The following is a 15,112-nucleotide window of genomic DNA, read 5'->3' as shown; positions in this document are numbered from 1 at the left end:
TGTGCGTTGAGCGTCAGGCCACCAGATCGTTGGTGCTGAAGCTGTTCACACCGACCAGTTGGATTTCAAAGTCCGCGCCGGCATTGCCAGTGACGTTGCCCGACAGCACGTGATCGACGAAACGCAATTGACCGGCACCGGTGAAGTCATTGGCGCCGATGAAAGTGAAACCATCCATGCCGCCTTGCAGCAGGTTGGCATCGAATTTCGTCAGATCGATCTTGTCGCCTTGCAGGCTGTTGAAGTCAGTGATGACATCACGGTTGGCACCCAGCCCCATATCACTGCGCGAACTGAAGACGAAGGTATCGGCCCCTGCGCCGCCGGTCAGTGTGTCCGCACCCGCGCCACCATCCAGAATGTTGTCGCCGGCGTTACCGTAGATGGCATTGTTCAGAGCGTTGCCGGTGCCCTTGATCGCTGATCCGACAAGGTTGAGGATTTCAACGTTGGCGCCCAGGGTGTAGTCGACATAGGAGTAGACCGTGTCGATTTCCGACAGCGAGGTGCCGGTCTCGATCACTTTGTCACCGACGTTGTCGACGATGTAGGTGTCGTTGCCGCCACCACCGATCAGGGTGTCGGCGCCCTTGCCACCGTTGATGAAGTTGGCATCGGCGTTGCCGGTCAGGACGTTGTCCAGGCTGTTGCCGGCCAGGGTGAACGCACCTGCACCCATAACCGTTACGTTTTCGAAGTTCTGCAGGTTGCTCAGATTGAGGTCAATGGTGTTGTTCAGTGTCGTAGCATTGAAGAGCGTGATCAGCGTGTCGTTACCTTCGTTGGCGTTTTCCTGGATCAGTCCCAGTTCGGCGAACTGATCAAGGGCGTAGCCATCATCCCCCTTGCCGCCGATCATAGTGTCGATGCCGGCGCCGCCATTGAGCTGGTTGTTGCCATCGTTACCGGTCAGGACGTTGTTCTGATCGTTACCGATGGCATAGATGTCAGCGGTACCGGTGAGGACGAGATTTTCCAGGTTGGCGCTCAGGCTGTAGCTGACCGACGCTCGGACGGTGTCGATTTCGCTGGCCAGCGTGCTGGTTTCACTGATCACGTCGCCGGCGTTGTCGACGATGTAGGTATCGTTGCCCGTGCCACCGGCCATGAAGTCGGCACCCAGGCCCCCATCAATTAGGTTGTCGCCGGTATTGCCGTAGATCACGTTGTTCAGCGCATTACCGTTGGCGTTCAGGTTGGCGCCGCCCGCCAGGGTCAGGTTCTCGACATTGTTGCCGAGTGTGTAACTGATGTAGGAGTAGACCGTGTCGATTTCCGAGAGCGAGGTACCGGTCTCGATCACCACGTCACCAACGTTGTCGACGATGTAAGTGTCGTTGCCAGCGCCGCCGGTCATGGTGTCGGCACCCAGACCACCATTGATGAAGTTGGCGTCGGCGTTGCCGGTCAGAATGTTGTTCAGGCTGTTGCCGGCCAGGGTGAATGCACCGGCGCCAATCACTGTGACGTTCTCGACGTTCTGCAGATTACTCAGGTTCAGGTCGATGGTGCTGTTGACGGCTGTGGCGTTGAAGAGGGTGATGAGTGTGTCGTTGCCTTCATTGGCGTTTTCCTGGATAAGGGCCAGTTCGGCAAACTGGTCGAGGGCGTAACCATCGTTGCCTTTGCCGCCGATCATGGTGTCGACGCCGGCACCACCGTTGATCTGGTTGTTGCCGTCGTTACCATAGATGACGTTGTTCGAATCGTTGCCAATACCGTTCAGGTCTTGCGTCCCGACCAGCGTGAGGTTCTCGACGTTGGCGCTCAGCGTGTAACTGACGTACGAGTAGACCGAGTCGATCTGCGATGGCGATGCATCGGTTTCAACGATCACGTCGAAGGCGTTGTCGACGATGTATGTGTCATTACCGCCACCGCCCTGCATCAGATCTGCGCCTTTACCGCCGTTGATGAAGTTGGCGTCGGCATTGCCGATCAGAACGTTGTTCAGATCGTTGCCCGCCAGCGTAAACGCACCTGCGCCAACCACGGTCAGGTTTTCGACGTTCAGCAGATTGTTCCTGTTCAAGTCGATGCTGTTGTTCAGGTCTGTGGCATTGAACAGCGTGATCAGCGTGTCGTTGCCTTCGTTGGCATTTTCCTGAATCAACGCCAACTCGCCGAACTCGTCCAGGGCATAACCATCGTTGCCCTTGCCGCCAATCATGGTATCGATGCCGGCACCGCCATTGAGCTGGTTATCGCCATCGTTGCCGGTCAGTACGTTGCGTTGTGCGTTGCCGATCGCATTGATGTTGCCGGTACCCGTGAGAACGATGTTCTCCAGGTTGGCGCTCAGGGTATAGCTGACCGAAGCAAGAACGGTGTCGACCACGCCGACCAGATCCCAGTCTTCGAAGATCACGTCACCGACGTTGTCGACGATATAGGTATCGGCCCCGAAGCCACCTGCCATGTAGTCGGCACCCAGACCGCCGTCGATCAGGTTGTTGCCGGCGTTGCCATAGATCGCGTTGTTCAACGCGTTACCGGTGGCGTTCAGATTCGCTGCACCGGCCAGGTTCAAGTTCTCGAGGTTGGCACCCAGCGTGTAGTCTAGGTAGGAATAAACGGTGTCGATTTCCGACAGCGAGGTGCCGGTCTCGATAATCACGTCGCCGATATTGTCGACGATGTAGGTGTCGTTACCGCCACCGCCGTTCATGATGTCGGCGCCCAGGCCACCGTTGATAAAGTTGGCATCGGCGTTGCCGATCAGGACGTTGTTCAGACTGTTGCCCGCCACAGTGAATGCGCCGGCGCCAATCACAGTGACGTTTTCAATATTTTGCAGGTTGCTCAGATTAAGGTCGATGGTGTTGTATTGCGCGCTGGCGTTGAAGAGTGTAATCAGCGTGTCATTACCCTCGTTGGCGTTTTCCTGGATCAGGCCAAGTTCGGCTCCCTGGTCCAGTGCATAGGCATCGTTGCCCTTGCCGCCGATCATCATGTCAACGCCGGCACCGCCATTGAGTTGGTTGTTGCCGTCGTTGCCGATCAGAATATTGTTCAGCGAGTTGCCTATAGCACTGATGTCGGCGTTGCCGGTGAGAATGAGGTCTTCCACATTGGCGCCAAGGGTGTAGCTGATTGAGGCGCGAACAGTGTCGATCTCGGTGTACAGGGCTCGGGTTTCAATGACAACGTCGCCGACGTTGTCGACTATGTAGGTATCGTTGCCGGCACCGCCGATCATGGTGTCGGCGCCCAAGCCACCGTCCAGAACGTTATCGCCGGTATTGCCGGTGAGTACGTTGTTCAGCGCGTTGCCGGTTGCGGTCAGGTTGGCGACGCCCGCCAGGGTCAGGTTCTCGACGTTATCGCCCAGCGTGTAATTGATGTAGGAGAAAACGCTGTCGACTTCCGAGAGCGAAGTACCGGTTTCAACCACCACGTCACCGACGTCGTCGACGATGTAGGTGTCGTTGCCGGCGCCGCCGGTCATGGTGTCAGCCCCGGCCATACCATTGAGCAGGTTATCCAGTGCGTTGCCGATCAGCGTGTCATCGAAACTTGAACCGATTGCGTTTTCGATCTTTGCGCCAAAAGCAATCGCTAGCCCTTCGTTGAAGTCTGCGCCATCGGGGTCGGTGAAGACTTTGCCGATCTTGCTGTAGGCGCCTTCGTTGAGATTGATGCGCACCGCTGTGGCTTGGTTGCTGGCGTCGATCGAGTCGACACCGCCGGCATCCCAGATGGTTTCAAACACCGATTGATCCGCCGACCAGGAGTAGGTGTTGTTACCCGTCATCCAATGGGTGTTGGCACCGTAGAGATTCTGGATTGCCAGAATATCGAGGAGCATCGGTGTAGTCGGGTGATAAGAGTATGAGTTGTTGTAACTCATGACCGTCTGCGTGATGTCATCCATTACTGGATCGATCGTGGTCGCATTCCGGGCGGTCGGCGAGAACGGGTGTTTCAGCCCCAGCGAATGGCCGATTTCATGGACAAACGTCATGTAATCGTAAGTGCCTTTGACCGGCGATGGATCACTGGTGTTAGGCCCGATCCAGATGTCGCCGGCATTCGGCGTGTCGGCCGGGGTATAGGCCCAGGCTGCGGCATCAGCGTCCAGCAGCAAGTAGCCACCAAATCGGATGTCGCCGACATTGACTATGTTGTCATTGGACTGGCGGAAGGTGATGTCGGCCACCGCGCTCCAGGCGTTCAAGGCACTGATGGCAGCCGTCTGCTGCGCAGAGGTTAATGTGTACGCCGCGTTATATTCATTGGCTGGGCTGTAATTGGTGGCGAAATAGGACCCGCTCGATCTGATGAAGCTGTACGTCAGGCTGACGCCCATCCCGTCATCCGCCCATTTGGTCCCGGATATAAGGCTGTCGAGGTACTTGATACCGGTCAGTGAAACAAGCTGGCTTTCGGTGTATTCGGTCGGGCGTGGCATTGCTCAATTCCTGAATGGGCTGCGGCCCTTCCTGAAATGTGGCCGCTACAGAGTTGGTGATTTTGCACCAGAATTTGTACATTTGACATCATTGAGCCACTATTTTCTGATTGGTGGCGTCAAATAACTGACCTGGCGTTCTGTATCGGCATGTGCAGTAGAATCCTGAAGCGAATGCCAATGCCGTCTGTCCAGGATCCTTCCATGTCTGCCTCAATCCCTGCGCTCATCCGCGAAACCTTCCCCGTCGGCCCGCTCCAGTGCAACTGCACCATCATCGGCGACCCGATCACAAAAAAGGCCATCGTCGTCGACCCGGGCGGCAACCCCGATCTGATCATGGCGCGCCTCGACGCGCTGGGCCTCAAGGTCGTCAGCATCATCCACACCCACGCCCATCTCGATCATTTCCTCGCGTCCGGCCAGATGAAAGAAAAAACCGGCGCAACGCTGCATCTGCACAAAGAAGATCAGTTCCTCTGGGACAACCTCGAGATGCAATGCCAGATGTTCGGCGTGCCTTACGTGCCGGTGCCATCGCCCGATCGCTGGTTGAGCGATGATGAAGAACTCGCTTGCGGCTGCGGCGTGGCACTGCACACGCCAGGTCATACGCCAGGTTCCATGAGCTTTTGGTTTTCCGAGGCTAAGCTGTTGATTGCCGGCGACACGCTGTTTCGTCGCGGGGTAGGGCGCACGGATTTGTGGGGCGGCGATCAGGCGACCATCGTGCGATCGATCAAGCAGCGGCTATATACGCTGGATGAAGACGCGACGGTAATTGCCGGGCATGGTCCGGACACGCGTCTGGGCGATGAAATGCGCGAGAACCCGTTTGTACGGGCCTAAATATTTTGTCACGAGTGCCCGGTGGAATTTTTGCGCATAGTCACGATCAAACGCCCGCAGAGGTTTATTGCCAAACGGCCGCTGCACCACAGAATGCAGAAACGTAGGAGCTCTTCATGTTCACCAAGCGTCGTTTGATTATTGTCGCTACTGCCGTAGCTGTGCTGTCTGGCTGCGCCTCGCCGAACCCATATGACAATCAGGGTCAGGCCGACGGTGGCTCCCAAGGCATGAGCAAAACTGCCAAATACGGTGGCCTCGGCGCTCTGGCCGGTGCACTGGCCGGCGCTGCTATCGGTCACGATAACCGTGGCAAGGGTGCCTTGATCGGTGCGGCCGTGGTCGGTGCTTCGGCGGCCGGTTACGGTTACTACGCCGACCAGCAGGAGAAAAAACTGCGCGCCAGCATGGCCAACACCGGCGTTGAAGTGCAGCGTCAGGGCGATCAGATCAAGCTGATCATGCCGGGCAATATCACTTTCGCTACCGATTCGGCGAATATCGCGTCGAGCTTCTACCAGCCGCTGAACAACCTGGCCAGCTCGTTGAAAGAATTCAGCCAGAACCAGATCGAAATCGTCGGCTACACCGACAGCACCGGCAGCCGCCAGCACAACATGGACCTGTCTCAACGTCGTGCGCAGAGCGTGGCGACTTACCTGACCTCGCAAGGTGTCAGTGGCGCCAACCTGTCGGCCCGTGGTGCCGGCCCGGATAATCCGCTTGCCAGCAACGGTGACGTCAATGGCCGGGCGCAGAACCGACGCGTCGAGGTCAACCTCAAGGCGATTCCGGGTCAGCAGTATGGTGGTCAGCAGCAGCCGGGTACGGTTCAGCAGTATCCGTAAATGAATGTCTGAATGAAGAAATGCCCGATCCTGGTGATCGGGCATTTTTTTGTGTTTTGTACGCGGTCTCCCTGTAGGAGTTGCGGGACGCTGCGATCTTTTGATCTTGATCTTTAAAAACAGGATCAAAAGATCGCAGCCTCGTTTCACTCGACAGCTCCTACAGGAGGTCAGGTTGTCCGCGAATGAGCAGGCACAAAAAAGCCCCCGGACAACCGAATTGTCCGGGGGCTTTTTGTTTTCAGCGAAGACTGATTACTTCTTCAAACCATATTGCTCATCAAGCATGCCCGGCGAGTTCGGCGTCTTCGGAGCGTAGTCGCGCGGTGGCTCTTGATCGCGCGGGGGCGTCAGGCGTTCGCGTGGTGCCACCGCCGCGTCGGCGTGCAGGGCGGCGATCAGGCGCTGGCGGGTCTGCTCGTCCAGGGCCAGACGATTGGCGCCCTCGGCGAGATGATCCTGCACTTCCTGATAGCTCTGGGTCAGCTTCTTGACCAGCATTGCGGTGCTGTTGAAGTGAGTGACCACCTCGTTTTGATAACTGTCGAAACGCTCCTGGATATCATCCAGTTGACGCTGCGTACGGCTCGGCGCGGCGTTCGGCGCAACGCGCGCGATCAGGAATCCAATGGCGACACCCACAACCAGGGCAAGAGTCGGTAACAACCAAACTAAGAGCGAGTGTTCCACGAGTCCTTCCTCTATAAACGGCTTTGCTTTACGTTAACGGCTCGAACCTGCGCTGTATACCGCGATTCACTCGCAATAGATTGGCACAGACAATTTGCTAGACGAGTCGACCCGATTCGAGGTCACGGAGTTCCTTCCTTGCTGATGCGTGAAACCCCTGTAGTGATTGACGGCCCGGTGGGTCAACTTGAGTCTCTGTACCTGGACAACGAGCAGCCGCGCGGCATCGCGCTGATCTGCCATCCGAACCCGGTGCAGGGCGGCACCATGCTCAACAAGGTCGTCTCGACCCTGCAGCGCACCGCGCGCGACGCGGGCCTGATCACCTTGCGTTTTAACTATCGTGGCGTCGGCGCCAGCGAAGGGGCACACGACATGGGTACCGGCGAAGTCGATGACGCTCAAGCCGTTGCTGCCTGGCTTCGGGAAAAACACCCGGATCTGCCGCTGACCCTGTTCGGTTTCTCCTTCGGCGGATTTGTTGCAGCAAGTCTCGGCGGCCGTCTTGAAGCCCAGGGTGTGCAGCTCAAGCACCTGTTCATGGTCGCGCCGGCGGTGATGCGTCTGGGCGAACAGGATCAACTGCCGCAACTCGGCGAGTTGACTCTGATCCAGCCGGAAACCGATGAAGTCATCGATCCGCAACTGGTTTACCAATGGTCTGAAAAACTCCAGCGCCCCCATGAGCTGCTGAAAGTGGCAGAATGCGGACACTTTTTTCATGGCAAGTTGACCGATCTCAAGGATCTGATCCTGCCGCGTCTCTCGAATTGATTGCAGTCTGACAAGCGATTACCCATGACGAACCGTACCCGCATCCTCACCGGCATCACCACCACCGGCACGCCGCACCTGGGCAACTACGCCGGCGCCATCCGCCCGGCGATCCTCGCCAGCCGCGACAGCAATGCCGATTCGTTCTACTTCCTGGCCGACTACCACGCCCTGATCAAATGCGATGACCCGCTGCGCATTCAGCGCTCGCGTCTGGAAATCGCCGCGACCTGGCTGGCCGGTGGTCTGGATGTCGACCGCGTGACCTTCTACCGCCAGTCCGATATTCCGGAAATCCCCGAGCTGACCTGGCTGCTGACCTGCGTCGCCGCCAAGGGCCTGCTCAACCGCGCTCACGCCTACAAGGCTTCGGTGGATAAAAACGTCGAGACCGGCGAAGACCCGGATGCCGGCATCACCATGGGCCTCTATAGCTACCCGGTGCTGATGGCGGCGGACATCCTGATGTTCAACGCGCACAAGGTGCCGGTCGGTCGCGATCAGATCCAGCACGTGGAAATGGCCCGTGATATCGGCCAGCGCTTCAACCACCTGTTCGGCCAGGGCAAAGAGTTCTTCACCATGCCCGAAGCGCTGATCGAAGAAAGCGTGGCGACGTTGCCGGGCCTGGACGGTCGCAAGATGTCGAAGAGCTACGACAACACCATCCCGTTATTCTCCAGCGCCAAAGAGATGAAAGACGCGATCTCACGGATCGTCACTGACTCGAAAGCGCCGGGCGAAGCCAAGGATCCGGACAACTCGCACCTGTTCACCCTGTTCCAGGCGTTCTCGACGCCGGCGCAGTCGGACGAATTCCGCAGCGAACTGCTGGGCGGTCTGGGTTGGGGCGAGGCGAAGAATCGCCTGTTCCAGTTGCTCGACAACGAACTCGGCGAGTCTCGCGAGCGTTATCACCAATTGATCGAGCGTCCGGCGGATCTGGAAGACATCCTGCAGGTCGGCGCCAAAAAGGCCCGTGCCGTGGCGACGCCGTTCCTCAACGAGTTGCGTGAAGCGGTTGGTCTGCGTTCGTTCGTCAACCAAGTTCAAGTGGCTGCGACCACCAAGAAGAAAGCCGTGAAAGCCGCGCGTTTCGTCAGTTTCCGTGAAGACGACGGCAGTTTCCGCTTCCGTCTGCTGGCGGCTGATGGCGAGCAACTGCTGCTGTCGCGCAACTTCGCTGATGGCAAAGCGGCAGGGCAGGTGACCAAGCAATTGCAATCCGGTCAACCACTGGACGTGCGCAGCGAAGACCTGAGCTTCAGCGTGTGGCTGGAAGGCCAGTGTGTCGGCGACAGCCCGGCGTTCGCCGACAGTGCAGCACGGGACGCGGCCATCGAGGCCCTGCGCATCGCGCTGAAACCGGTTCAGGAATAATCAGCGGCGCGGCCCGACCAAGGGCTGATTGCCATTCCCACGGGCCGTCGCTACAGTGACGGCCCGTTTTTGTTGCCTTGCTAACGAATTATGACGCCCCTAGAACGATACCAAGCTGATCTGAAACGCCCGGACTTCTTCCATGACGCCGCGCAGGAAACTGCTGTGCGTCATTTGCAGCGCCTGTACGAGGATCTGATCGCCGCCGATCAGAACAAGCCCGGCCTGTTGAGCAAACTGTTTGGCAAAAAGGATCAGACGCCGGTCAAGGGTCTGTATTTCTGGGGCGGCGTGGGTCGCGGCAAGACTTACCTGGTCGACACCTTCTTCGAAGCGCTGCCGTTCAAGGAAAAGACCCGCACGCACTTCCACCGCTTCATGAAGCGTGTGCACGAAGAGATGAAAACCCTCGGCGGCGAGAAAAACCCGCTGACCCTCATCGCCAAGCGTTTTGCGGCGGAATCGCGGGTTATCTGCTTCGATGAGTTCTTCGTTTCCGACATCACCGACGCCATGATTCTCGGCACGCTGATGGAAGAGCTGTTCAGGAACGGAGTGACCCTGGTCGCGACTTCGAACATCGTTCCGGACGGCCTGTACAAGGACGGCCTGCAACGTGCGCGCTTCCTGCCAGCCATCGCGCTGATCAAGCAGAACACCGAGATCGTCAACGTCGACAGCGGCGTCGACTACCGTCTGCGTCACCTCGAACAGGCGGAGTTGTTTCACTATCCGCTCGACGAAGCCGCTCACGAAAGCCTGCGCAAGAGCTTCAAGGCACTGACACCGGAATGCACGGCGGCGGTGGAAAACGATGTGTTGATCATCGAGAACCGTGAAATTCGCGCGCTGCGTACCTGTGACGACGTGGCCTGGTTCGACTTCCGCGAACTGTGCGACGGCCCTCGTAGCCAGAACGACTACATCGAACTGGGCAAGATCTTCCACGCCGTGCTGCTCAGCGGTGTCGAGCAGATGAGCGTCACCACCGACGACATCGCTCGTCGCTTCATCAACATGGTCGACGAGTTCTACGACCGCAACGTGAAGCTGATCATTTCTGCGGAAGTCGAGTTGAAGGATCTGTACACCGGCGGACGTCTGAACTTCGAGTTCCAGCGTACGCTGAGCCGTTTGCTGGAGATGCAATCGCACGAATTCCTGTCCCGGGCGCACAAGCCTTAAACGAATTTCGGCAAAGAAAAAGGGCCTGCATTTGCAGGCCCTTTTTTGTGCGCTGAAGATCCCTGTGGGAGCGAGCCTGCTCGCGAAAGCGGTGTGTCAGCCAACAGTATTGTTGAATGTAAAACCGAATTCGCGAGCAGGCTCGCTCCCACATTGGATTTGTGTCGTTACGAGAATCTATGCCGCTTGCTGAAACTGCTGCCGATACTGGTTCGGTGACAATTCGGTGTGCTGGCGGAACAGTCGCGCAAAGAAACTCGCATCGTCGTATCCGACTTCATAGCTGATGGTCTTGATGCTCTTGCGACTGCCCGACAGCAAGCCCTTGGCCGTCTCGATGCGCAGCCGTTGCAGGTAATGCAGCGGTTTGTCGCCCGTGGCGGTCTGGAAGCGGCGCATGAAATTGCGAATGCTCATGCCGTGTTCGCGGGCGACGTCTTCGAAACGGAACTTGTCGGCAAAATGCTCTTCGAGCCAGTGCTGGATCTGCAGGATGATCACGTCCTGATGCAGCTTCTGTCCGCCAAAACCGATGCGCCCCGGCGAATAACTGCGCTGCACTTCGTAGAGGATGTCGCGGGCCACGGCCTGTGCGACGTTGGCCCCGCAGAAGCGCTCTATCAAGTAGATGTAGAGGTCGCAGGCCGATGTGGTGCCGCCGGCGCAGTAGAGGTTGTCGGCGTCGGTCAGGTGTTTGTCCTGATTGAGGAATACTCGTGGGAAACGCTCGGCAAACGCATTGAAGAAGCGCCAGTAGGTGGTCGCTTCCTTGCCATTAAGCAGACCGGCCTCGGCCAGCCAGAACACTCCGGTGGCTTCGCCGCACAATACCGCGCCGCGAGCATGTTGCTCGCGCAGCCACGGCAGGACCTGTGGATAACGGCTGCAGAGCGTATCGAAATCGTCCCAGAACGCCGGAAGGATGATGACGTCGGCATTTTCCAGGCCGCCGTCGACCGGCATGACCACGTCGCTGAAACTGTTCACCGGTTTGCCGTCGGGGCTAACCAGGCGTGTTTCGAACGCCGGAGTCAGGCCGTGGCCCAGTTGTTTACCGTAACGCAGGCTGGCCAGATGGAAAAAATCCTTGGCCTGCATGAGAGTGGATGCGAAAACCCGGTCGATCGCCAGGATGCTGACGCGCCGCAAGGGCGTGGAGACTTGCTTAGACATAATTCAACTTTTGTTTTGTTTTTATAAGGGAAAGTGGTCACCAGACGGCTGGATCGTCTTATTTTTTGTCGGATGTGTCCAGTGTCCTGTATCGGAGGGGAGGCATAGTCTCTGAAGGTCATATCCCTCCAACAAGAAAGAAAGGTGCCGCATGATTCCCAGAACCTTGTTCAGCCCCGAGCACGAATTGTTCCGCGACAGCGTACGAACCTTCCTCGAAAAAGAGGCCGTGCCGTTTCATGCGCAATGGGAGAAACAAGGCTATATCGACCGCAAACTGTGGAACAAGGCAGGGGAGGCAGGGATGCTGTGTTCGCATCTGCCGGAAGAATACGGCGGGTTGGGGGCGGACTTTCTTTACAGCACCGTAGTGATCGAGGAGGTCGGTCGACTAGGCCTGACCGGTATCGGTTTCTCGCTGCATTCGGACATCGTGGCGCCTTACATCCTGCATTACGGCAGCGAAGCGCTGAAGCACAAATACCTGCCGAAACTGGTCTCGGGCGAGATGGTCACGGCGATTGCCATGACCGAGCCGGGCGCCGGTTCCGACCTGCAAGGCGTCAAGACTACTGCTGTGCTGGACGGCGATGAGTACGTGATCAACGGCTCGAAAACCTTCATCACCAACGGCTTTCTGGCTGATTTGGTGATCGTCGTCGCCAAGACTGATCCGAAGGCTGGAGCGAAGGGCACCAGTCTGTTTCTGGTGGAAGCAAACACGCCGGGTTTCGACAAGGGCAAACGCCTGGAGAAGGTCGGAATGAAGGCCCAGGACACGTCGGAATTGTTCTTTCAGGACGTACGCGTGCCGAAAGAAAACCTGTTGGGTCAGGCCGGGGCGGGGTTTGCCTATTTGATGCAGGAACTGCCGCAGGAGCGTCTGACCGTGGCGATTGGTGGTCTGGCCTCGGCGGAAGCTGCGCTGCAATGGACACTCGATTACACCCGCGATCGCAAGGCGTTCGGCAAGGCGATTGCCGACTTCCAGAATACCCGCTTCAAACTGGCGGAGATGGCCACCGAGATTCAGATCGGTCGGGTGTTCGTCGACCGATGCCTGGAGTTGCATCTGCAAGGCAAGCTCGACGTGCCGACGGCGGCGATGGCCAAGTATTGGGGTACGGACCTGCAGTGCAAGGTACTCGACGAATGCGTGCAGTTACATGGCGGTTACGGCTTCATGTGGGAATACCCGGTGGCCCGGGCTTGGGCTGATGCGCGAGTGCAACGGATTTATGCCGGCACGAATGAAATCATGAAGGAGATCATTGCGCGATCGCTTTGATGAGCGTTCCCAAGCTCTGCGTGGGAATGCCGCCGGGGACGCTCCGCGTTCCGCTTTGAGCGCGACACGGAGCGTCAGGAATGCATTCCCACACGCTGGGTGGGAATGATCACTCTTTTTTACTTATGGCGCAGGGTTTGGATGATCCTTGTGAATCGCCTCGATCCCTGCCAGCACTTCATCGGAAAGTTTCAGATCGAAACTGGCAATGTTGCTGTCCAGTTGCTCAAGAGTGGTTGCACCCATGATGTTGCTGGTGACGAACGGTTGCTGGGTCACGAACGCCAGGGCCATTTGCGCCGGATCCAGACCGTGTTCACGGGCCAATGCGACGTAACGGCTGCAGGCAGCTTCCGATTGTGGATTGAAGTAGCGGCTGAAGCGGCTGTAGAGGCTCAGGCGACCTTTTGGCGGGCGGGCGCCACCTTCGTACTTGCCCGACAGGAAGCCGAACGCCAACGGCGAATAGGCGAGCAGGCCGCACTGTTCGCGGATGGCGATTTCGGCCAGGCCGACTTCGAAGCTGCGGTTGAGCAGGTTGTAAGGGTTCTGGATCGACACAGCGCGCGGCCAGCCACGGGCATCGGCCAGAGCGAGGAAACGCATGGTGCCCCACGGCGTTTCGTTGGACAGACCGACGTGGCGGATCTTGCCGGCCTTCACCTGCTCGTCGAGCGCTTCAAGGGTGTCTTCGAGCGGGGTCAGGTTGGCTTCGATCTTGTGCTTGTAGCCCAGTTGTCCGAAAAAATTGGTGCTGCGCTCAGGCCAGTGCAACTGGTAAAGATCGATGTAATCGGTTTGCAGGCGTTTGAGGCTGGCATCCACCGCTTCAGTTATGTGCTGGCGGTTGTGGCGCAGATTTTTGTCGCGGATGTAGTCGATGGTGTTTCCCGGGCCGGCGATCTTGCTGGCCAGGATCCAGTCGGCACGATCACCCCGACTTTTGAAGTAATTGCCGATGTAGCGCTCGGTGGTGGCGTAGGTTTCGGCTTTCGGCGGCACCGGGTACATCTCGGCGGTGTCGATGAAATTGATCCCGGCCTCTTTGGCCCGTTCAATCTGTGCGAAGGCTTCAGCTTCAGTGTTTTGCTCGCCCCAAGTCATGGTGCCGAGGCAGATTGCACTCACGTTCAGGTCGGTACGGCCTAGCTGGCGATAGTCCATCGGGTGCTCCTTGGGCAAAACAATCATAAAAGCAGGTTGAATTATTTTTCGCAATCTGCATAATTGCCGACCTCTTTCTGCAGTGGAAGTGATGCGCCGCCGCCGAAGAATCTTGCCGTTGAACGGACGCGCCGACCCGAGCCCCCGAAAGCGTCTGTATCCGGCTGCCTTTGACTTGTCAAAGTACGCACTATTCAGTAAGATCCGCCGTCTAATTTACAGGGCGGCCCCTGAGGCTATAAAGAATGAAAACTTTTACTGCTAAACCGGAAACAGTAAAGCGCGACTGGTTTGTCGTCGACGCTGCTGGTCAGACCCTGGGTCGTCTGGCCACCGAAATCGCGAGCCGTCTGCGTGGCAAGCACAAGCCTGAGTACACTCCTCACGTTGACACCGGCGACTACATCGTCGTAATCAACGCCGAGCAGATCCGTGTTACCGGCGCTAAAACCACTGACAAAATGTACTACTCCCACTCCGGTTTCCCGGGCGGCATCAAGTCGATCAACTTTGAAAAGCTGATCGCTAAAGCCCCTGAGCGCGTGATCGAGACCGCGGTTAAAGGCATGCTGCCTAAAAACCCACTGGGTCGCGACATGTACCGTAAGCTGAAAGTCTATGCGGGCGCTGCACACCCACATACTGCTCAGCAGCCCCAAGAACTGAAGTTTTAACGGAATAGTACATTATGTCGGCGACTCAAAATTACGGCACTGGCCGTCGCAAGACCGCAACCGCACGCGTTTTCCTGCGTCCGGGTACTGGTAATATCTCCATCAACAACCGTTCGCTGGAAAACTTCTTCGGCCGCGAAACTGCCCGCATGGTAGTTCGTCAGCCGCTGGAGCTGACTGAGACTGTCGAGAAGTTCGACATCTACGTCACCGTGATCGGCGGTGGTGTAAGTGGTCAAGCTGGCGCAATCCGCCACGGCATCACTCGCGCTCTGATGGACTACGACGAAACCCTGCGTGGCGCTCTGCGCAAAGCTGGCTTCGTTACTCGCGACGCCCGTGAAGTTGAACGTAAGAAAGTTGGTCTGCGTAAAGCGCGTAAGCGTCCGCAGTACTCGAAGCGTTAATTCCGCTTCCACGTTCAAAAAGAACGCCCGATTCCTCACGGAACCGGGCGTTTTTTTATGCCTGCGATTTATCAAAAGAATTGCGCTGCGACAACCTGCCACTTCCGTAGACCCCCTATACTGCAAGGCTTGAGGGTGAGAGCTCCGGGTAATTCCCTTGTCAGAATTGGGGCTTTTCATTACCATCTCGGCAAAATTTTTATAAGTTACATTGATTTATTTAGTAGATGCCTGATTTAACAGGCCACAAAGCTGATGGGAGAGGACTG

12 protein-coding genes are annotated in these 15,112 nt (G+C 57.5%); 8 read left to right on the top strand and 4 right to left on the bottom strand.

Going from position 1 to position 15,112, the window contains the following annotated elements:
• Positions 1-13 precede the first annotated feature (13 nt).
• Positions 14-4,411, bottom strand: a complete 4,398-nt coding sequence (locus ACA074_RS23110) for a M10 family metallopeptidase C-terminal domain-containing protein (RefSeq protein ID WP_497677878.1) — start codon at positions 4,409-4,411, stop codon at positions 14-16.
• A gap of 204 nt (positions 4,412-4,615) precedes the next feature.
• Here ACA074_RS23110 and ACA074_RS23105 point away from each other — a divergent pair, with 204 nt between their 5' ends.
• Together ACA074_RS23105 and ACA074_RS23100 are read left to right on the top strand one after the other, a co-directional pair.
• Positions 4,616-5,260, top strand: a complete 645-nt coding sequence (locus ACA074_RS23105) for an MBL fold metallo-hydrolase (protein WP_497658080.1) — start codon at positions 4,616-4,618, stop codon at positions 5,258-5,260.
• Between the two features lie 116 nt (positions 5,261-5,376).
• Positions 5,377-6,108 (top strand): YiaD family glycine zipper/OmpA-like lipoprotein, encoded by a 732-nt coding sequence (locus ACA074_RS23100; RefSeq protein WP_497677877.1) that lies wholly within the window; start codon positions 5,377-5,379, stop codon positions 6,106-6,108.
• A gap of 255 nt (positions 6,109-6,363) precedes the next feature.
• Here the strand turns inward: ACA074_RS23100 and ACA074_RS23095 are convergent, their stop codons facing one another.
• Positions 6,364-6,798: a Z-ring associated ZapG family protein gene (locus ACA074_RS23095; protein ID WP_187678015.1), complete on the bottom strand. Its 435-nt coding sequence runs from the start codon at positions 6,796-6,798 to the stop codon at positions 6,364-6,366.
• Positions 6,799-6,942: 144 nt separating this feature from the next.
• Here ACA074_RS23095 and ACA074_RS23090 point away from each other — a divergent pair, with 144 nt between their 5' ends.
• From ACA074_RS23090 to zapE, 3 genes are all read left to right on the top strand, one after another.
• The gene (locus ACA074_RS23090) at positions 6,943-7,572 is read left to right on the top strand and encodes an alpha/beta hydrolase (RefSeq protein ID WP_187678082.1); all 630 of its coding nucleotides are present in this window, start codon (positions 6,943-6,945) and stop codon (positions 7,570-7,572) included.
• A 24-nt stretch (positions 7,573-7,596) separates the two neighbouring features.
• A complete protein-coding gene (locus ACA074_RS23085) occupies positions 7,597-8,952 on the top strand; it encodes a tryptophan--tRNA ligase (RefSeq protein WP_497677876.1) in 1,356 nt (451 codons plus the stop codon).
• A 90-nt stretch (positions 8,953-9,042) separates the two neighbouring features.
• Entirely contained in the window at positions 9,043-10,137 is a 1,095-nt protein-coding gene (gene zapE, locus ACA074_RS23080) for a cell division protein ZapE (protein WP_497677875.1), read from the top strand.
• A 177-nt stretch (positions 10,138-10,314) separates the two neighbouring features.
• Here zapE and ACA074_RS23075 read toward each other — a convergent pair whose 3' ends face one another.
• Positions 10,315-11,211, bottom strand: coding sequence for a GlxA family transcriptional regulator (locus ACA074_RS23075; protein ID WP_401271744.1), 897 nt, complete (start codon positions 11,209-11,211; stop codon positions 10,315-10,317).
• A gap of 250 nt (positions 11,212-11,461) precedes the next feature.
• Between ACA074_RS23075 and ACA074_RS23070 the strand changes: the two genes are divergently transcribed.
• Complete coding sequence (locus ACA074_RS23070) at positions 11,462-12,598, top strand: acyl-CoA dehydrogenase family protein (RefSeq protein ID WP_489878742.1); 1,137 nt, start codon at positions 11,462-11,464, stop codon at positions 12,596-12,598.
• A 123-nt stretch (positions 12,599-12,721) separates the two neighbouring features.
• Here ACA074_RS23070 and ACA074_RS23065 read toward each other — a convergent pair whose 3' ends face one another.
• Positions 12,722-13,762: an NADP(H)-dependent aldo-keto reductase gene (locus ACA074_RS23065; RefSeq protein ID WP_497677874.1), complete on the bottom strand. Its 1,041-nt coding sequence runs from the start codon at positions 13,760-13,762 to the stop codon at positions 12,722-12,724.
• Positions 13,763-14,007: 245 nt separating this feature from the next.
• Here ACA074_RS23065 and rplM point away from each other — a divergent pair, with 245 nt between their 5' ends.
• The gene (gene rplM / locus ACA074_RS23060; RefSeq protein ID WP_007917032.1) at positions 14,008-14,436 is read left to right on the top strand and encodes a 50S ribosomal protein L13; all 429 of its coding nucleotides are present in this window, start codon (positions 14,008-14,010) and stop codon (positions 14,434-14,436) included.
• 14 nt (positions 14,437-14,450) lie between these two features.
• Entirely contained in the window at positions 14,451-14,843 is a 393-nt protein-coding gene (gene rpsI / locus ACA074_RS23055) for a 30S ribosomal protein S9 (protein ID WP_008080273.1), read from the top strand.
• Positions 14,844-15,112 lie beyond the last annotated feature (269 nt).

The sequence above is a fragment of the Pseudomonas sp. LBUM1655 genome, from assembly GCF_059716085.1.
This window is presented reverse-complemented; position numbering and strand designations above follow the sequence as displayed.